This window comes from Microbacterium sp. IO18 (genome assembly GCF_049099505.1).
GTDB classification, from domain to species: Bacteria; Actinomycetota; Actinomycetes; order Actinomycetales; family Microbacteriaceae; genus Microbacterium; species Microbacterium aurugineum.
Genome location: NZ_JBMJAF010000002.1, coordinates 749,613 through 767,276, shown reverse-complemented (window position 1 = coordinate 767,276; position 17,664 = coordinate 749,613). Strand labels below are relative to the sequence as shown.

The window sequence follows — 17,664 nt, the reverse complement described above, 5'->3', positions numbered from 1 at the left end:
CATGGCGACGCGGATGCTGCGACGCGGTCTGCCGCGGGTGCCGGGCGGGGACCCCTGGCCCCCTGCGGATGCCGTGGCCGTGGAAGCGGCCGACGCTCCCGGGCCTTCGGACGTGTCGCTCCCGGAGGCGGCCGTGCCGGTCGCTGAACCCGTCGCGGCCGAGGTCGCGCCGGAGGCGGACGCGCTCGCACCGCGTGCGGGGTCCGTGAACGGAGCCGTCGCGGCGACGGCGGGTGTGATCGCCTCCTCCTCGGGCATCCGGCGAGGGCTCCCACGCGTGCCCGGGGGTGAGCCGTGGCCACCGGCCAGTGGTGCGCAGGCTCCCATCGCAGACGAACCAGCCGAGGAGGCCGTGCCCACGCCGGCACCCTCGGCTGCGGCATCCGCCTCGGCTGCGGCATCCGCCCCGGTCGTGTCGGACACCGTGGGCGCTGCTGCGCCGGTGTCGACGCCCGCGCCCGCGCCCGCCGCGACGCCGGAGGCGCACGCCTCCTCGGCGACCGGCGTTCGACGGGGGCTGCCTCGTGTCGTCGGTGGTGAGCCCTGGCCGCCCGCCGGCATCACTCCGATCGTCCCCGCAGCCGCGGCCCCTGTCGACGCTGCTGCTACCGCTTCTGCGCTTCCTGTCGCTGCCGAGCCCCCTGCCTCCGCGGCCGTGCCGGTCCCGACCGCTGCTGTCGCCACCGTCGATACGCCGCTGGCGTGGAAGCGCACGGTGTGGGACGGCCGTGCACCGCGGCACGTGGCTGCGGCCCCGGAGCCCGCACGTCGTCGTCCGGCCTGGACCCAGGCGATCGCCGTCCTGTTCGGGGCCGCTGCGCTCGGAGTGCTCGCCGGAGCCGCCATCGCGCTGGTGCGCACGCTCCTGAGCTTCCCGTTCATGCAGGACTTCCTCGCGGCCTTCCCCGGTGAGTACGAGCCGGCTATCGCGGTCGCGCCCGGATTCGCGCCGTGGGTGAACTGGGCGCACTTCTTCAACATGTTCCTGATGGTGCTCATCATCCGCTCCGGACTGCAGGTGCGCACGGAGAAGCGTCCGACGGTCTTCTGGACGCCCCGCGGCAATGCGAAGGGCAAGATCAGCCTGAACCTGTGGTTCCATCAGGCGCTCGACATCCTGTGGCTCGTGAACGGCGTCATCTTCGTGGTGCTGCTGTTCGTCACCGGGCACTGGGTGCGCATCGTGCCGACGAGCTGGGAGGTCTTCCCGAACGCGTTGTCGGCGGCCCTGCAGTACGTCTCCTTCGACTGGCCGCATGAGAACGGCTGGAACAACTACAACAGCCTGCAGCAGCTCGCGTACTTCGCGACCGTGTTCATCGCGGCTCCCCTCGCGGCGATCACCGGTTTCCGGATGTCGGGGCTGTGGCCGAAGAAGGCCGAGAAGCTGTCGAAGGCGTATCCGGTCGAATGGGCTCGTGCCCTGCACTTCCCGATCATGCTGTACTTCGTGGCGTTCATCATCGCGCACGTGGCGCTGGTGATGCTGACCGGATTCCTGCGCAACCTGAACCACATGTTCGCCGCGCAGGATGCCGCCACCTGGACGGGATTCTGGGTCTTCGTCGTCTCGATCGTCGTGATCGCCATCGGCTGGGCGGCCGCCCGTCCGCTGGTGCTCGCTCCGATCGCGAAGGTCTTCGGAAAGGTCTCGGGGCGCTGACACGACGACGTTGACGCAGCGGCGTCGCCGCACGACGGAAGGAGATCCATGGCAGAGGCATTCATCGTCGACGCGGTCCGCTCGCCTGTCGGTCGGCGCGGGGGATCGCTCGCCGGAATCCACCCGGCGGATCTGGGCGCACACAGTCTGACCGCGCTGGTCGAACGCACGGGCATCGACCCCGGCGCGATCGATGACGTCGTGCTCGGTGCGATCGATGCGATCGGCGGGCAGTCGGGGAACGTGGCGCGCACGGCCGCCCTGGTCGCCGGATTCCCTGAGCACGTGCCCGGGGTCACGATCGATCGCCAGTGCGGCTCGAGCCAGCAGGCTGTGCACTTCGCGGCGCAGGCCGTGATGAGCGGGATGAGCGACCTCGTGGTCGCCGGCGGCTTGCAGAACATGTCGCAGGTGCCTCTGACCGCCGCGGCGACCGTGGGTGAGGCGTACGGCTTCACGACGCCGTACGCGGAGTCCCCCGGGTGGCGGGCGCGCTACGGCGATCAGGAGATCTCGCAGTTCGCCGGTGCGGAGCTGATCGCCGAGCAATGGGACATCTCCCGCGAGGAGATGGAACAGTTCGCCCTCGAGAGCCACCGTCGCGCAGCCGTCGCGCAGGACGAGGGTCGCTTCGCGAATGAGATCACGCCGTTGAACGGGCTCGACCACGACGAGGGCGTGCGCCGGGACACGAGTCTGGAGCGGATGGCGGGACTCGCTCCGTTGCGGGAGGGCGGGCGGATCACCGCTGCTGTCTCATCACAGATCAGCGATGCTTCCAGCGCCGTACTCATCGCGAGCGAGAGGGCGGTCCGCGAACACGGGCTCACACCTCGCGCGCGCATCCATCAGATGACGGTGCGGGGCGCGAGCCCCGTGCTCATGCTCACCGCGCCCATCCCGGCGACCCGGAGAGCTCTGGAGCGTGCGGGCCTCGGTGTCGCCGATATCGACCTGTTCGAGGTGAACGAGGCGTTCGCCCCCGTGGTGCTCGCCTGGATGCGTGAGCTGGAGGCTCCGCATGAGAGGGTCAACGTCAACGGGGGAGCCATCGCGCTCGGTCATCCGATCGGGGCGACCGGCACGAGGCTGTTGACGACGCTGCTGAACGAACTCGAGCGCACCGGCGGGCGGTACGGCGTGCAGGCGATGTGCGAGGGCGGTGGCGTCGCCAACGTGACCATCATCGAGCGCCTCTGACCTGTTGCATGCGGGATCAAGAACGTGCCTGCGAGGGACGTGCGAGGTGCGAAATCGATCCCGCACGGGCCCGCCGCGTCAGGGTCGGACGAAGCGGACCTCGGTCAGCGTCTCACCGAGGAACGGCTCGGTGTGTGATGCGCCGTCGAGGTGGAAGCCGTTGCGCGTGTAGAAGCGGTGCGCACGGGGGTTGTCCTCCGCGACCCACAGGTACAGCGGCTCGTCCTTCTCGACGGCGGCGTCGAACAGCTTCTGGCCGATGCCGGTCGAGTGCCACGCGTCGAGCAGGTAGATGAAGTAGAGCTCGCGGAACGCCGGAGCATCCTTGTCGCGGGCCGGTCCCGAACCGACGAAGCCGACGATCTCGCCGTCGACGAGCGCAGCGTTCATCTTGAAGTCGGGGCCTTGCGAGGCCCAGTGCGTCCAGAGCTCGGCCATCCGCCGCGGCGAGACCTTCTCGAGCGCTGCCTTGCTGATCAGGTGGTCGTAGGTCTCGTGCCAGCACTGGGCGTGCACGCGACCGAGGGCTTCCGCATCCACATCACGGACCGGACGGACGATGACTTCAGGCTGGGCTTCGGCGCTCATGTTCGTGACTCTACGCGCGGCGTCCGCGAACAGGAAATCGAGCGGAGGCCCACGGAGACGGGGCGTCACAGGATGGAGGGTTCGCACAACGATGTTCGTGATTCGTGCGCGTCTGGCTACGATCGATCCTCGTGAACGTGATCTGGCGGACCCTTCTGGTGATCCTCGGCGCTCGTCGCCGCGTGCGACGGGGGAAGACCCTCGACCCGACGGCGGTGGGCAGCATCACCCTGACGACGTTGCCGACCGACCTCGACATCCTGCGCCATATGAACAACGGTCGCTACCTGTCGCTGTTCGACCTCGGGCGCTGGGACCAGCTGATCCGCACCGGGCTGTTCGACGCCATGAAGGACCGCGGCTGGTACGCGGTCGTCTCCAGCGAGACGGTCACGTTCCGCAAGTCGCTGCAGCTCTGGCAGCGGTTCGAGGTGCAGTCGCGCTTCATCGGGCACGACGACAAGGCCCTCTTCCTGGAGCACCGGGCCGTGGTCGACGGCGAGGTCTACGCCCGGGCGATCGTGCGTGCCCGGATGCTGCGTCGCACCGGGGGCACCGTCAGCAACGAAGAGCTCTTCGCCGCGGTCGGCAAGCCCGACGGCGTGCCGGAGATCGACGCCTGGGTGCACGACTGGGCCGCGGCATCCGCCCTCCCGCCCGTGCGCGTGAAGGCTCCGAGCGTCTGGGGCTGAGCCGCTCTCGCCGCGATCTCCTCCTCTGCTTTCCGTAAGAACCTCGCTTCTTTCCCCGTCACAGAGCCGAAAGAGGGCTGCTCCCGACCGCCCTCTCAGTACTCTGAGCGGGAAGTCAGGGGCGCGGACGCCCCGGTGATCCCGTCGACGCAGACGGGTGGAGGAGGAAGCAGTGGCAGTCATCGGCATCGTGCGGGAGCCTGCGGGCGAAGCACGGGTCTCGGCCACCCCGGCGACCATCGCGTCGCTCGGCAGGCTGGGACACACGGTCAGGGTCGAACGAGGAGCAGGAGCGGCGGCGTCGTTCCCCGATGCGGACTATGAAGCCGCCGGTGCCGTGCTCGTGGACAGGGCGGAGGCGTGGGGGAGCGAGATCGTGCTCGCGATCACGGCGCCCGGACCGGAGGAGATCGCCCTCCTCGCCGACGGGGCGACCCTCATCGCCCTGCTGTCGCCGGCACTGCGTCCCGACCTGGTCGAGTCTCTCGCCCAGCGCAGGATCACCGCGGTCGCCCTCGACGCGGTGCCCCGCATCTCGCGGGCGCAGTCCATGGACGTGCTCAGCTCGATGGCGAACATCGCCGGATACCGGGCGGTCGTCGAAGCCGCCCACGAGTTCGGCCGCTTCTTCACGGGCCAGGTGACCGCCGCCGGCAAGGTGCCTCCGGCGAAGGTGCTCGTCGCGGGAGCCGGAGTCGCGGGGCTCGCGGCCATCGGTGCGGCGTCGAGCCTCGGAGCCGTCGTCCGCGCCACCGATCCGCGCCCCGAAGTCGCCGACCAGGTGACCTCGATCGGGGGAACGTACCTCCCGGTCGACGTCGAGGTCGCCGCGTCCACCGACGGCTATGCGAAGGCGACGAGCGCGGACTACGACCGGCGGGCCGCCGAGATCTACACCGAGCAGGCGGCCGACGTCGACATCATCATCACGACCGCCCTCATCCCCGGGCGTGCGGCACCGCGCCTGATCACGGCGTCCGATGTCGCCCGGATGAAGCCCGGCAGCGTGATCGTCGACATGGCCGCGGGGCAGGGCGGCAACGTCGAAGGGTCCGTCGCGGGCGAACGCATCGTCACCGACAACGGTGTGATCATCCTGGGGTACACCGACCTGGCGTCACGCCTGGCCTCCCAGGCATCACAGCTCTACGGCACGAACCTGGCGAACCTGGTCGCCCTGCTGACGCCCGCGAAGGACGGACGGCTCGTGATCGACTTCGACGACGTGGTGCAGCGTTCGGTCACCGTCGTCCGCGACGGGGAGGTCACCTGGCCTCCGCCCGCCGTGCAGGTCGCCGCCGCGCCCGCTGCGAGAGCGGCCGCGGATCCCGTCGAGGTCGCCCCGCCGAAGAAGATGTCGACGGCGCGCCGGGTGACCCTGATCGTGCTGGGCATCGCCGCCCTCTTCGCCGTGAACGCGTTCGCACCCGCGCCGCTTCCGCAGCACTTCACCGTGCTCGTGCTCTCGGTCGTGATCGGCTTCTCCGTGATCGGCAAGGTGCACCACGCGCTGCACACCCCGCTCATGTCGGTGACGAACGCGATCTCCGGCGTCATCGTCGTCGGCGCGATGCTGCAGGTCACCTCACCGATCCCGGTCGTGCAGGTGCTCGCGACGATCGCCGTGCTGCTGGCATCCATCAACATCTTCGGAGGATTCGCGGTCACCCGCCGGATGCTCGCGATGTTCACCCTCGGGAACTCCGCGAAGGGTGGCCGTAAATGACCATCGACGCGTTCGTCGGAGCGGCGTACATCGTCGCCGCCCTGCTGTTCATCCTGAGTCTCGCCAGCCTCAGCCGCCACGAGTCGGCACGCGCGGGGGTGGTGTACGGCATCGCCGGCATGACCATCGCGCTCGTCGCGACCGTCGCCCTCACCGTCGCCGACGCCTGGAGCACCGGCGCGTTCCTCGGTCTCGGCCTGCTGGTGGCCGCCGTGCTGGTCGGCGCAGCCATCGGGCTCTGGCGGGCCAGGGTCGTCGAGATGACGGGGATGCCCGAGCTCATCGCGCTCTTGCACAGCTTCGTCGGTCTGGCAGCCGTGCTCGTCGGCTGGAACGGCTACCTCGCGCACCCGGAGCTCGCCCCCGAGCTCGTCGGCATCCACAACGCCGAGGTCTTCATCGGGATCTTCATCGGCGGCGTGACCTTCACCGGATCGATCGTCGCCTACCTCAAGCTATCGGCCAGGATGTCGTCCGCGCCGCTCATGCTCCCCGGCAAGAACGGCCTGAACGTCGGCGCGCTCGTCGCCTTCGTCGCGCTCACCGTGTGGTTCGTGAACGACCAGCAGCTCTGGCTCCTGATCGCGGTCACCGTGCTCGCGTTCGCCCTCGGCTGGCATCTGGTCGCTTCGATCGGCGGTGGCGACATGCCGGTCGTCGTCTCGATGCTCAACAGCTACTCGGGCTGGGCGGCCGCCGCGGCGGGTTTCCTCCTCAACAACGACCTGCTGATCGTCACGGGTGCGCTGGTCGGCTCGTCGGGTGCCTACCTGTCGTACGTGATGTGCAAGGCCATGAACCGCTCGTTCCTCTCCGTCATCGCGGGCGGTTTCGGGATCGCCGCACCGTCCGCGGACGACACCGAGTACGGCGAGCACCGCGAGATCACCGCCGAGGGGGCGGCCGAGATGCTCGTCGCCGCGGGCAGCGTCGTGATCACGCCCGGCTACGGCATGGCCGTCGCTCAGGCGCAGTACCCGGTGGCCGATCTGGTCCACAGGCTCCGCGAACGCGGGGTGGACGTGCGGTTCGGCATCCACCCGGTGGCCGGGCGCCTTCCCGGTCACATGAACGTGCTGCTGGCCGAGGCCAAGGTCCCGTACGACATCGTTCTCAGCATGGACGAGATCAACGACGACCTCGCGTCGACCTCGGTGGTGCTGGTGATCGGGGCGAACGACACCGTGAACCCGGCTGCGGCCGAGGACCCGGGCAGCCCCATCGCCGGGATGCCGGTGCTCAAGGTGTGGGAGGCCGAGAACGTCATCGTGTTCAAGCGCTCGATGGCCGCCGGCTACGCGGGGGTGCAGAATCCGCTGTTCTTCCGCGACAACGCCTCGATGCTGTTCGGTGATGCCAAGCAGCGGGTGGAGGACATCATCGCTGCGCTGTGACCTCGGTTTCGAATCGCGCGATCGACGCCATCCGAGAGGGAAAAGCGACCGATTGCGCGATTCGAACGGCCGAGGGATCCTGCTCCCGACCTAGGCTGAAATCCATGGCCGACACCCCGCCGGATGCCGTGGCATCCGCACCCCTCGCAGACCGCGCCGTCGAGCTCGCTCGGCGGTGGGCGATCGAGGCCGCGGCCGTCGAACCCGACCCCGCGGCCGCCCGGCTCGCGGGGGTGCTGCAGGACGCGAACGGCCTCCCGTTCACGCTCGGCTTCGTCGACGGCGTGATGCGCCCCGAAAGCCTGACCGCTGCCGCCTCGCAGTTGCGCCGGATCGCTCCGATCGTGCCCGAGTTCCTCCCGTGGTACCTGCGTTCCGTGGTGCGCCTCGGCGGGGGAGTGGCCCCCCTCCTCCCTGCACCCGTCGTGCCGATCGCCCGCAGGGTGCTGCGCGACATGGTCGGGCACCTCATCGTCGACGCCCGCCCCGCGAAGCTCGGCGCCGCCATCGAGCGGATCGCCGCGGACGGTTCGCGGCTCAACCTCAACCTGCTCGGCGAGGCGGTCCTGGGCGAAGCGGAGGCGCGGCGTCGTCTCGACGGCATCCACGAGCTCATCCAGCGACCGGACGTCGATTATGTCTCGGTCAAGGTGTCCGCCATTGTCAGTCACCTGTCGATGTGGGCGTTCGACGAGGTCGTCGACGAGGTCGTCGAACGGCTTCTGCCGCTGTACCTCACGGCCGCGGGGGACGGCACGTTCATCAACCTCGACATGGAGGAGTACCGCGACCTCGATCTGACCATCGCGGTGTTCACGCGCCTCCTGGAAGATCCGCGTCTGGCCGGACTCGAAGCCGGGATCGTGTTGCAGGCCTACCTCCCCGATGCGCTGCCCGCCCTGCAGGAGCTCACCGCTTGGGCGCAGGATCGCGTCGCGCACGGCGGGGCCCGCATCAAGGTGCGGCTGGTCAAGGGTGCGAACCTCGCGATGGAGCGGGTCGAGGCGCGGATGCACGGTTGGGAATCCGCGACCTACGACACGAAGCTCGACACCGATGCGAACCACCTGCGCTGCCTGGACTGGGCACTGCGACCCGAGCACACGGCGGCGGTGAAGATCGGTGTCGCCGGACACAACCTCTTCGGCATCGCCTACGCCTGGCTCCTCGCCGGTGAGCGCGGTGTCCGGGACGCCGTCGAGTTCGAGATGCTCCTCGGGATGGCGCAGGGGCAGGTGCAGGCCGTTTCCCGCGAAGTCGGTCCGGTGCTGCTCTACGTGCCCGTGGTGGAGCCCGCCGAGTTCGACGTCGCGATCAGCTACCTGGTGCGGAGGCTGGAGGAGAACGCCTCTGCGGAGAACTTCCTCTCCGCGGCGCTCCGGCTCGGCGAGGACGAGTCCCTGTTCGTGCGCGAGCAGGACCGGTTCCTCGATGCACTCGATCGCGCTGCCGATCCGACTCTCCGCACCGGACCGCGTCGCACCCAGGACCGGCACGCCCCCGTGCACGAGTCCGTGCGGCCCGTTCCGTCGGTTCCCGCCCCGGAGACCGACCTCACCAAGGCGGTGCTCGGCATCTCCCGCGGATCCGACGACGGCGGACGGGAGGCCTTCCTCGAGACGGCCGTGTACTCCGCCCGCGAACTGGAGCACGACGCGGGCGGCGCTCCGGGGTTCGTCAACACGGCCGACACCGACCCCGCTCTCCCCGCGAACCGCGACTGGGCGCGCGAGGTGCGCGAGCGCATCCCCGGGTCCGATCTCGGCACCGCGACGGTCGCTGCCGGGCGGGTCGACGATGCCGCGGCGTTGGACCGGATCGTGCAGGGCGTCCGCCGCGCCGCTCCCGCCTGGGGCGGACGACCCGCTGCGGAGCGGGCCGAGGTGCTGCTCCGCGCGGCGGCAGCACTCGAAGGGCGGCGGGCGGATCTCATCGAGGTCGCTGCCTCGGAGACCGGAAAGGTCTTCGCGGAGGCCGACGTGGAGGTGAGCGAGGCGGTCGACTTCGCCCGCTACTACGCCGCGAAGGCACGCGAGCTCGACGCGATCGCCGGGGCCGTCTTCGTGCCGTCATCCGTGACCGTGGTCACCCCGCCGTGGAACTTCCCCCTCGCGATCCCGGCGGGCGGGGTGCTCGCCGCGCTCGCCGCCGGTTCCGGCGTGGTCTTCAAGCCCGCCCCGCAGGCACGTCGTTGCGCCGCCGTCATCGCGGAGACGCTGTGGCAGGCCGGCATCCCTCGTGATCTGCTCGCGCTGGTCGACGTCGAAGAGGGCGATCTCGGTCGCGACCTCATCACGCACGAGGCGGTCGATCGCGTGATCCTCACGGGGGCGTGGGACACGGCGGCGCTGTTCCGCTCCTGGCGTCCGGACCTCCCGCTGCTCGCGGAGACCAGTGGCAAGAACGCGATGATCATCACCCCGTCCGCCGACCTCGATCTCGCGGTCGCCGATCTCGTCAAGAGTGCCTTCGGCCACGCCGGTCAGAAGTGCTCCGCCGCCTCGCTGGCGATCCTGGTGGGCCCGGTCGGCCGGTCCCCGCGGTTCGCGCGCCAGCTCGCGGATGCCGTGCGCTCGCTGCACATCGGTCCGCCGACCGATCCGCTGGCCGAGGTCGGGCCGGTGATCGAGCGACCTCACGGCAAGCTCGCCTGGGCGCTGAGCGAGCTCGAGGGGGAGGAGCAGTGGCTGATCGAGCCTGCGCTCGCCGAGGGCGATGACGGCAGCGGACGACTGTGGCGGCCCGGTATCCGCGTCGGAGTACAGCCGGGGTCGCGCTTCCACACGGAGGAGTTCTTCGGCCCGGTGCTGGGGGTCATGCATGCTCCCACCCTCGCGAAGGCCATCGAGATGCAGAATGCCGTCGCCTACGGCCTCACCGCCGGGCTGTACACGCAGGACCCGGACGATCTCGCCCTGTGGCTCGATCGGGTCGAGGCCGGGAACCTGTACGTGAACCGCGGCATCACGGGCGCGATCGTGCAACGGCAGCCGTTCGGTGGGTGGAAACGGTCTTCGGTCGGTCCCGGCGCGAAAGCGGGCGGGCCGAACTACCTGATCGGACTGGGGTCGTGGCGCTCGCAGGCGGGCGGCCCGGCGTCCAGCACGCTGCACCTGCGCGGACTCGACTCCCGCATCACGGCTCTGATCGAGTCGGCGCAGTCCTCGCTCGCCTACGAGTCGTTCGAGTGGCTGCGTCGATCGGCGCTGTCCGATGCGCTGGCCTGGGACCGCGAGTTCGGGCAGGTGCGCGACGTGTCGCACCTCGATGTCGAGCGGAACCTGTTCCGCTACCGTCCGGTGCCGGTCGAGGTCCGCGCGACGGCGGATGCGGGACTGCAGGAGCTGCTGCGCGTCGTCATCGCCGGTGTGCGCGCCGGAGCGGCGTTCGTCCTCTCGACTCCGGTCGGGCTGCCCGCCGATGTGCGTCGCGCGCTCGGCGATCTCGACGCCCCCGTGTTCTTGGAGAGCGACGACGAGTGGCTGCAGCGCCTGCAGCGGCAGGACGCTGGTCCCGAGGGCGTCGCGCTTCCGGTGGCCGACCGCGTGCGGCTGGTCGGCGGTCGTGAGGGGGTGGCCGCGCTGCGCGCGAAGCTCGCCACGGCCTCCGCCGGCGATCCCGACCTCGCGGTGTACGACGGCGAGGTGACGGGCGCGGCCCGCATCGAGCTGCTGCCGTTCGTGCACGAGCAGTCGATCTCGATCACCGCGCACCGCTACGGCAACCTCGACCCGTGGAGCAGCGACGTGATCTGAGTGCGCGAAGGTATCGTCCGACGCTGATCCCGCGCGACACTCGGCGGGATCGGCAGCGCCGCCGATGCCGTAGTGCTCTAGGTTCGTCATATGCGTCGTCTTCTGGCCCCGGTCGCTCTTCTGGGGGCGTTGCTTCTGAGTGGATGTTCGCTGCTCGGCGATCCCGCGCGCGACCCCGAGGTGCGTTTCGAGGAGACGATCGCCGCCGTCGACCTCTCAGTGCGGGAGAGCGTCGATGTCGAGACGGCGGACTATCTCGCCGATGAGGGCATCCTCGAGATGGTCGCAGCGGAGCTGATCGCGCTCTGTGATGACGAAGAGATGGCGGGGATGAGCATCGTGCTCTTCACGAACTACGGCATGGACGAGGCTCTGCTCGCCGGGTGGGAAGCGGCGTGCCCCGGTCGGGACTTTCCTGGCTGACCCCGGCACGCAGCGCTCCACCCGCGGCATGGGATCGCCCGGATGTAAAGAATTCTTGACACCTACGCCTCTCGGACGTACGCTGAGTGTGTCAAGAATCTTTTACATCGGAGGCGTCATGGTCTACGAAGAACGCAATGCCTGGTCGGGGCTCATCGTCAGCCCGATCGTGATGGTCGTGTACGTCGTGCTGGTGCTTCAGCAGGCCGGAGGAGGAGCGCTCACCGACGTCGACTGGTTCCCGCTCATGCTGTGGGTGATCGGTGGCGGAATCGTCGCGACCATCGTCCTCAGCATCGTCTGGGGGATCATCGCCGGGATGACGGATCCGGACGGGGTGGGTCGCTCGGACATCCGCGACCGCGACATCAGCCGCATGGGCGGACGGGTCGAGCAGGCCTTCGTCGTGGTCGCGGGACTCGGAGTCATCGCGCTGTGCGCCGTCGGAGCCGACGTCTTCTGGATCGCGAACACCATGTTCGCGGGCGTCGCGGTGTCGGCGCTCGTCGGCGGCATCGCGCGGGTGATCGCCTACCGGCGAGGACTCGTCTGATGGTCAAGCCCACCCGCGTCTCGAACACCATCCGTGTGCACCGCGAACAGGCAGGACTCACCCAGGCCGAACTCGCACGCACGGTCGGTGTGACGCGCCAGACGCTCATCGCGATCGAACAGCAGAAGTACTCGCCGACGCTCGAGCTCGCCTTCCAGATCGCCCGCGCGTTCGGTGTGGGCCTCGACGACATCTTCGAGTATCCCGACACGTCAGGAGCATCCGCATGAACCGGTCGATGCAGGCATGGTCCCGGGAGACCTTCGGGGCGGCCGACGGCGTGACGCTGCAGAGCATCCCCGTCCCGACGCCCGGTCGTGGGGAGGTGCTGCTGCGGGTGCGCGCCACAGCCCTGAACGCGGGCGATGTGCGTCTCCTCCTCGGTGATCCGCTGCTCGTCCGGCCGGTGTACGGCCTGACCCGTCCGAAGCATCCGGTGCGCGGTATGGAGGTCGCCGGCACCGTGGTCGCACTCGGGCCCGATGTCGTGGGCGCGGAGCTGGGGGAGGACGTCGTCGGAGAGCTCGTCGGCGGCGGAGGCCTCGGCGAATACGTGAGCGTCCCGGCCTCACGGCTCGTGCCGATCCCGCCCGACATCGCGCCCGAGTCCGCCGCGTGCCTTCCGGTGGCCGGGGGGACTGCGTGGCAGGCGCTCGACCTCGCCGGGGTGGGGCTCGCGCATGCCGGGACGCCGCGCGTCCTCATCATCGGCGCCTCGGGTGGTGTCGGTACCTTCGCCGTGCAGCTCGCGGCGCTCCGTGGGGCCGAGGTCTGGGCGACCTGCCGTGCCCGCAACGCACCGCTGGTCGAGCGGCTGGGCGCCGTTCGCACCTTCGATCACCGGGAGTCCCCGCTGGCCGACCTCCCCGCTGGACGGTTCGACGCGATCGTCGACATCGCCGGGGGGATGCCGCTGCGGGAGCTGAAGCGCCTCGTCGCTCCCGGAGGCACCGTGGTGCTGGTCACGGGAGACGGCGGACACGTGCTCGGCCCGATCCCCCGGATGCTGCGCGCGGTGTTCCTGTCGATCGGATCGCGGAGCATCCGTCCCCTCGCCGCGACTCCGCGTCCGGAAGTGCTCGCGAAGCTCCTCGAACTCGTGGCCGACGGACGTGTGGTTCCCGTGGTCGAACAGGAGTACCCCTTCTCGGAGGCCGCCACCGCCCTGTCCCGCATCGCGGCCGGTCATACGGTCGGCAAGCTTGTCGTCACCGGCTCCTGATCCGACCCGCGCGGTGCTCTGGCGGCATACAGGCGGCGGGTGACACAATGGACCCCGGCGTGCCCGAGTCGCATCTTCCCCGACGCCCGCTCTGAACGAGCGAAGGGTCGAAGGACCGCCGGGCCCCTGGACAGCGTCCGCCGCGCCCGTCCTCCGAGGAGAGCACCCATGTCGACGCCTGAAGCCGCCGTCTCCCCCGCCCCCGCCCGCACCGCGCACCACCGCCGCTACCTGATGTGCAAGCCGGAGCACTTCACGGTCAACTACTCGATCAACCCGTGGATGGAGCCGACCAGGCCGACCGACACCGCCAACGCGGTCGCGCAGTGGCAGAAGCTCCACGATCTGTACATCGAGCTGGGCCACGAGGTCGAGCTCATCGATCCGCTCCCCGGATACCCCGACATGGTCTACACGGCCAACGGCGGGTTCCTCATCGACGGTCGCGCCTACGTGCCCGAGTTCCGCTTCGTCGAGCGTCAGGGCGAGTCCCCGGCCTTCGCCGACTGGTTCCGTGACGCGGGCTTCGACACCGTGATGCCGAAGGAGGTCAACGAGGGTGAGGGGGACTTCCTCCTCGTCGGCGACGTGATCCTGGCGGGCACCGGCTTCCGGTCGACGGGAGACAGCCACCGTGAGGTCGGCGAGGTCTTCGGCCGCGAGGTCGTCTCGCTCACCCTGGTCGACCCGCGCTTCTACCACCTCGACACCGCCATCGCCGTGCTCGATCCGGTGCAGGGCACGGAGAACGGCGGCCCCGAGCGCGCGAACATCGCGTACCTCCCCGGTGCCTTCGACGACGCCAGCCGCGCGATCCTCGAAGAGCGATTCCCCGACGCGATCCTCGTCTCGGATGAGGACGGTTCGGTGTTCGGCCTCAACTCTGCGAGCGACGGCTACAACGTGGTCATCTCGCCGCGTGCGAAGGGCTTCGAGAAGCAGCTGCGTGAGCGCGGATACAACCCGATCCTGATCGACCTGTCCGAGCTTCTCCTCGGCGGTGGCGGGATCAAGTGCTGCACGCTCGAACTGCGGGGTGCGAAGTGACCGCCCTCGACGAGACCACCACCGCGGGCACCGAGCCGCACGTCGCGCACAACTATCACCCGCTGCCGGTGAACATCGCCCGCGCCGAGGGTGCCTGGGTGACGGATGTGGAGGGCAAGCGCTACCTCGACCTGCTCGCTGCGTACTCCGCCGTGAACTTCGGCCACCGGCATCCGGCCCTCGTCGCGGCGCTCACCGAACAGCTCGGACGCGTCACGCTCGTCAGCCGCGCGTTCCAGAGCGACCGGCTCGAACCGTTCGCCGCGGCACTCGCCGAACTCGCGGGCAAAGACCTCGTGCTGCCGATGAACACCGGGGCCGAGGCCGTGGAGACCGGCATCAAGGTCGCCCGCGCCTGGGGATACCGCGTCAAGGGCATCGCCGAGGGCAAGGCGCGCATCATCGTCGCGGCCGGGAACTTCCACGGTCGTACGACCACCATCGTCAGCTTCAGCGACGACGAGACGGCTCGCGACGACTTCGGTCCGTACACGCCCGGTTTCGACGTCGTGCCCTACGGGGATGCGGACGCGATCGCCGCGGCCATCACCGACGAGACGGCGGCCGTGCTCGTGGAGCCGATCCAGGGCGAGGCGGGTGTCGTGATCCCGCCGGAGGGCTACCTGCGCCGCATCCGTGAGATCTGCGACGAGAAGAACGTGCTGTTCATCGCCGACGAGATCCAGGCGGGCCTGGGACGGGTGGGGGAGACCTTCGCGTGCGACCGGGAAGGTGTCGTCCCCGACCTGTACCTGCTCGGCAAGGCCCTCGGCGGCGGCCTGCTCCCGGTCTCGGCCGTGGTCGGCGACGCCGACGTGCTCGGCGTGATCCGGCCCGGCGAGCACGGCTCGACCTTCGGCGGGAATCCGCTCGCGGCGGCCGTGGGCCTGCGTGTGGTCGAGATGCTGCAGACCGGCGAGTTCCAGGAGCGGGCGCGTGCGCTCGGCGCTCACCTGGATCAGGCGCTTCAGCCGCTGATCGGCCACGGTGTGACGGCCGTGCGCATCGCCGGTCTCTGGGCAGGAGTCGACATCGACCCGGCGAAGGGTACCGGCCGCGAGATCGCCGAGAGGCTGCTCGAGCGGGGTGTGCTCGTCAAGGACACGCATGGTCAGACGGTCCGCATCGCGCCGCCGCTCGTGATCCGCGCGACCGAACTCGACTGGGCGGTGGAGCAGCTCAAGCTCGTGCTGGCCTGAGCCCCTGCCGCGCTCAGGCGGGCGGGGAATCCGGGTCGAGCGTCTTCAGCGAGTCCTCCTCGGCCTCGTTGTCCGCGTCGAGCTGCTCCTCGGTGTTCTCGTCACCGCCGAGCGCCGAGCGATGGCCCTGACCTGCGTCGCCTTGGATGGCGCCACCGGTCGACTCGCCCCGGGAGCTGTCGCCCTGGATCGCTCCGCCGGTGCCGTCGCCCTGGCCAGAGTCCTCGTCCGGGACGGCGGTTTCCGGTGCGCCCTCTGCCGGGTCCGTCGAGTGGGGGGTGCGTTCCGTGTTCTCATCCATGCGACGACGATACGTACGGCCGGGGCAGCCGTGGAGGGCGTTGACAAACCCGGCGCGGAGGGTCAGCGATCGTCGTCGCGGTTCTTCGGGCTGCGAATCGGCGTGGTCACGGCGGCTTCGTCGCTGAACTCGATCGGGTCCACCTCGACGACCCGCAGCGGACGGGTCTCGTCGAGAGTGAGCAGGAATCGACGGTTCTCGGCGCGACGCAGACGCCCGGAGGTCGCGACCCAGATGACGCCGATCGCGCACGCGACGAATCCGGCTGTGCCACCGAGCATGATGGCCGCGCGCGGTCCGAAGACGTCGGCGACCCACCCGGCGATCGGCGCTCCCACGGGCGTCGATCCCATGATCACCGCCATGTAGAGGGCGAGCACGCGTCCGCGCAGGGTCGGTTCGGTCGTGATCTGCACGTAGCCGTTCGCGGTCGTCAGCAGGGTCACGATCATGAACCCGGTGAACGTCAAGGTGACGGCATAGGACGCGTAGGTCGGCATCGCGGAGGAGACGAACGCCGCGATGCCGAACCCTCCGGCCGCGAGGATGACGACCCGCACCCTGGCCCTGTCGCGGCGGGCTGCCAGCAGTGCGCCGATGAGGGAGCCGATCGCGAGAACGGAACTGAGGACGCCGTAGCCGTCGGCCCCGGCACCGAACTCGAGCGCCATGGTCGAGGCGAAGATCGGGAAGTTCATGCCGAACGCGCCGATCAGGAACACCGTGACGAACACCACGCGCAGATCGCTGCGGCCCCATACGTATCGGAAGCCGTCGGCGAGGCCGCCGCGACTGCGGCTCTTGAGGCGGGGTGCGAGGAGGCCCGTGCGCAGCATCGACAGGGCGAGGATCATCGCGAGGAAGGTCGCGGCGTTCACGATGAAGACCCAGCCAGAACCGATCGCGACGATCAGCAGACCGCCGACCGCCGGGCCGATCATCCGCGCCAGGTTGAACGACGCCGAGTTCAGGGCGACGGCGTTGGAGGTGTCGCCGGTCGAGACCATGTCGGAGACGAAGGCCTGTCGGGCGGGAGCGTCGAAAGCGTTCACGATGCCGAATCCGAGGGCGAAGCCGAACATCATCGGCAGCGTCATCAGGCCGTTCAGCAGCAGCACGCCGACCGCGACGGCCAGGGCGAGCAGCGCCGACTGGGTGGCGAACAGGATGTGTCGTCGGTCGAACCGGTCGGCCACCCAGCCGGTGAGGCTCACCAGCACGAGCGGCGGCCCGAACTGCAGGGCCATCGTGACGCCCATCGCGGTCGCGTCGTTGTCGGTCAGCTCGGTCAGCACGACCCAGTCCTGGGCTGTCGCCTGCATCCAGCCGCCGACGTTGGAGACCAGGGCTCCGGCGAACCAGATCCGGTAGTTGATGTTCGCGAAGGAACGGAACATCGCGCTCATCGCTCCACCACCCGTCGCATCAACGCGCTCGCTTCGCGCAGCGTGGTGAGTTCGTCTTCGGTGTAGTCCACCTCGCGCAGCATGTCGGCCAGCAGCTCGTCGCGCCGCCGGATGGTCTCGGCGACGATCTCGATGCCGGCGTCGGTGATGTCGACCTGCACGCGTCGACGGTCGTCTTCGTCGGGGGTGCGCACGACGAAGCCCTGTTCCTCGAGGCCGTTGATCGTGCTGGTCATCGAGGGTGCTGTCACCCGCTCGCGTTCGGCGAGGGTCGAGATCGTGCGGCGACCGTTCATGCGCAGGTCGGCGAGCACCGCGAGCTGCGCGTCGCTCATCGAGTCCGCGGCCCGTGCGCACCGGAGGCGCCGAGCCAGGCGGAAGGTGGCCATACGCAGGTCTGTGGCGGTGAGGTGGAGGGATTCATCGGGCGCAGACATTACTTAGATAGCCTATCTAATTTTCTGGCGCTCGGGTGCGGCCGAGGCCGGGCACAAT

16 protein-coding genes are annotated in these 17,664 nt (G+C 69.6%); 12 read left to right on the top strand and 4 right to left on the bottom strand.

Translation table 11 applies throughout. The features are described from left to right. Window position 1: 1 nt before the first annotated feature. Both ACLF6J_RS15445 and ACLF6J_RS15440 read left to right on the top strand, forming a co-directional pair. A complete protein-coding gene (locus ACLF6J_RS15445) occupies window positions 2-1,663 on the top strand; it encodes a cytochrome b/b6 domain-containing protein (protein ID WP_134352297.1) in 1,662 nt (553 codons plus the stop codon). Window positions 1,664-1,711: 48 nt separating this feature from the next. Next, entirely contained in the window at window positions 1,712-2,863 is a 1,152-nt protein-coding gene (locus ACLF6J_RS15440) for an acetyl-CoA C-acetyltransferase (protein WP_131493986.1), read from the top strand. A 78-nt stretch (window positions 2,864-2,941) separates the two neighbouring features. Here ACLF6J_RS15440 and ACLF6J_RS15435 read toward each other — a convergent pair whose 3' ends face one another. After that, the gene (locus tag ACLF6J_RS15435; RefSeq protein WP_165875492.1) at window positions 2,942-3,451 is read right to left on the bottom strand and encodes a GNAT family N-acetyltransferase; all 510 of its coding nucleotides are present in this window, start codon (window positions 3,449-3,451) and stop codon (window positions 2,942-2,944) included. Between the two features lie 131 nt (window positions 3,452-3,582). Here ACLF6J_RS15435 and ACLF6J_RS15430 point away from each other — a divergent pair, with 131 nt between their 5' ends. The 10 genes from ACLF6J_RS15430 to rocD all read left to right on the top strand — a co-directional run bounded on the left by ACLF6J_RS15430 (window position 3,583) and on the right by rocD (window position 15,462). After that, complete coding sequence (locus ACLF6J_RS15430; RefSeq protein ID WP_047523568.1) at window positions 3,583-4,143, top strand: acyl-CoA thioesterase; 561 nt, start codon at window positions 3,583-3,585, stop codon at window positions 4,141-4,143. Between the two features lie 172 nt (window positions 4,144-4,315). Then, window positions 4,316-5,869 (top strand): Re/Si-specific NAD(P)(+) transhydrogenase subunit alpha, encoded by a 1,554-nt coding sequence (locus ACLF6J_RS15425; RefSeq protein WP_131493990.1) that lies wholly within the window; start codon window positions 4,316-4,318, stop codon window positions 5,867-5,869. Continuing rightward, a complete protein-coding gene (gene pntB / locus ACLF6J_RS15420) occupies window positions 5,866-7,263 on the top strand; it encodes a Re/Si-specific NAD(P)(+) transhydrogenase subunit beta (RefSeq protein WP_131493992.1) in 1,398 nt (465 codons plus the stop codon). The genes ACLF6J_RS15425 and pntB overlap by 4 nt, the downstream gene beginning before the upstream one ends. A gap of 104 nt (window positions 7,264-7,367) precedes the next feature. Continuing rightward, entirely contained in the window at window positions 7,368-11,018 is a 3,651-nt protein-coding gene (locus tag ACLF6J_RS15415) for a bifunctional proline dehydrogenase/L-glutamate gamma-semialdehyde dehydrogenase (protein WP_134352295.1), read from the top strand. A 90-nt stretch (window positions 11,019-11,108) separates the two neighbouring features. Beyond that, on the top strand, window positions 11,109-11,441 hold the full coding sequence (locus tag ACLF6J_RS15410) for a hypothetical protein (RefSeq protein WP_134352294.1): 333 nt from the start codon (window positions 11,109-11,111) through the stop codon (window positions 11,439-11,441). Window positions 11,442-11,559: 118 nt separating this feature from the next. After that, entirely contained in the window at window positions 11,560-11,994 is a 435-nt protein-coding gene (locus ACLF6J_RS15405; RefSeq protein ID WP_134352293.1) for a hypothetical protein, read from the top strand. Continuing rightward, the gene (locus ACLF6J_RS15400; RefSeq protein WP_047520335.1) at window positions 11,994-12,224 is read left to right on the top strand and encodes a helix-turn-helix transcriptional regulator; all 231 of its coding nucleotides are present in this window, start codon (window positions 11,994-11,996) and stop codon (window positions 12,222-12,224) included. Before ACLF6J_RS15405 ends, ACLF6J_RS15400 begins: the two co-directional genes overlap by 1 nt. Continuing rightward, entirely contained in the window at window positions 12,221-13,216 is a 996-nt protein-coding gene (locus ACLF6J_RS15395) for an NAD(P)-dependent alcohol dehydrogenase (RefSeq protein WP_134352292.1), read from the top strand. The genes ACLF6J_RS15400 and ACLF6J_RS15395 overlap by 4 nt, the downstream gene beginning before the upstream one ends. A gap of 168 nt (window positions 13,217-13,384) precedes the next feature. Next, window positions 13,385-14,263 (top strand): dimethylargininase, encoded by an 879-nt coding sequence (ddaH, locus tag ACLF6J_RS15390; RefSeq protein WP_134352291.1) that lies wholly within the window; start codon window positions 13,385-13,387, stop codon window positions 14,261-14,263. Then, window positions 14,260-15,462, top strand: a complete 1,203-nt coding sequence (gene rocD / locus ACLF6J_RS15385) for an ornithine--oxo-acid transaminase (protein ID WP_134352290.1) — start codon at window positions 14,260-14,262, stop codon at window positions 15,460-15,462. The genes ddaH and rocD overlap by 4 nt, the downstream gene beginning before the upstream one ends. Before the next feature lie 13 nt (window positions 15,463-15,475). Here the strand turns inward: rocD and ACLF6J_RS15380 are convergent, their stop codons facing one another. The 3 genes from ACLF6J_RS15380 to ACLF6J_RS15370 all read right to left on the bottom strand — a co-directional run bounded on the left by ACLF6J_RS15380 (window position 15,476) and on the right by ACLF6J_RS15370 (window position 17,606). Further along, complete coding sequence (locus ACLF6J_RS15380; RefSeq protein WP_047520327.1) at window positions 15,476-15,763, bottom strand: hypothetical protein; 288 nt, start codon at window positions 15,761-15,763, stop codon at window positions 15,476-15,478. 62 nt (window positions 15,764-15,825) lie between these two features. Beyond that, window positions 15,826-17,160 carry an MFS transporter gene (locus ACLF6J_RS15375; RefSeq protein WP_052193302.1) on the bottom strand — a complete coding sequence of 445 codons (1,335 nt, stop codon included), beginning with the start codon at window positions 17,158-17,160 and terminating at the stop codon, window positions 15,826-15,828. Between the two features lie 5 nt (window positions 17,161-17,165). Then, entirely contained in the window at window positions 17,166-17,606 is a 441-nt protein-coding gene (locus tag ACLF6J_RS15370) for a MarR family winged helix-turn-helix transcriptional regulator (protein WP_134352289.1), read from the bottom strand. Window positions 17,607-17,664 lie beyond the last annotated feature (58 nt).

What these genes read in the sequence shown, in the direction of transcription:
- ACLF6J_RS15445 (WP_134352297.1), top strand. Translation starts at nt 2, where the DNA reads ATGGCGACGCGGATGCTGCGACGCGGTCTGCCGCGGGTGCCGGGCGGG.
- ACLF6J_RS15440 (WP_131493986.1), top strand. Translation starts at nt 1,712, where the DNA reads ATGGCAGAGGCATTCATCGTCGACGCGGTCCGCTCGCCTGTCGGTCGG.
- ACLF6J_RS15435 (WP_165875492.1), bottom strand. Translation starts at nt 3,451, where the DNA reads ATGAGCGCCGAAGCCCAGCCTGAAGTCATCGTCCGTCCGGTCCGTGAT.
- pntB (WP_131493992.1), top strand. Translation starts at nt 5,866, where the DNA reads ATGACCATCGACGCGTTCGTCGGAGCGGCGTACATCGTCGCCGCCCTG.
- ACLF6J_RS15415 (WP_134352295.1), top strand. Translation starts at nt 7,368, where the DNA reads ATGGCCGACACCCCGCCGGATGCCGTGGCATCCGCACCCCTCGCAGAC.
- ACLF6J_RS15410 (WP_134352294.1), top strand. Translation starts at nt 11,109, where the DNA reads ATGCGTCGTCTTCTGGCCCCGGTCGCTCTTCTGGGGGCGTTGCTTCTG.
- ACLF6J_RS15405 (WP_134352293.1), top strand. Translation starts at nt 11,560, where the DNA reads ATGGTCTACGAAGAACGCAATGCCTGGTCGGGGCTCATCGTCAGCCCG.
- ACLF6J_RS15400 (WP_047520335.1), top strand. Translation starts at nt 11,994, where the DNA reads ATGGTCAAGCCCACCCGCGTCTCGAACACCATCCGTGTGCACCGCGAA.
- ACLF6J_RS15395 (WP_134352292.1), top strand. Translation starts at nt 12,221, where the DNA reads ATGAACCGGTCGATGCAGGCATGGTCCCGGGAGACCTTCGGGGCGGCC.
- ddaH (WP_134352291.1), top strand. Translation starts at nt 13,385, where the DNA reads ATGTCGACGCCTGAAGCCGCCGTCTCCCCCGCCCCCGCCCGCACCGCG.
- ACLF6J_RS15380 (WP_047520327.1), bottom strand. Translation starts at nt 15,763, where the DNA reads ATGGATGAGAACACGGAACGCACCCCCCACTCGACGGACCCGGCAGAG.
- ACLF6J_RS15375 (WP_052193302.1), bottom strand. Translation starts at nt 17,160, where the DNA reads ATGTTCCGTTCCTTCGCGAACATCAACTACCGGATCTGGTTCGCCGGA.
- ACLF6J_RS15370 (WP_134352289.1), bottom strand. Translation starts at nt 17,606, where the DNA reads ATGTCTGCGCCCGATGAATCCCTCCACCTCACCGCCACAGACCTGCGT.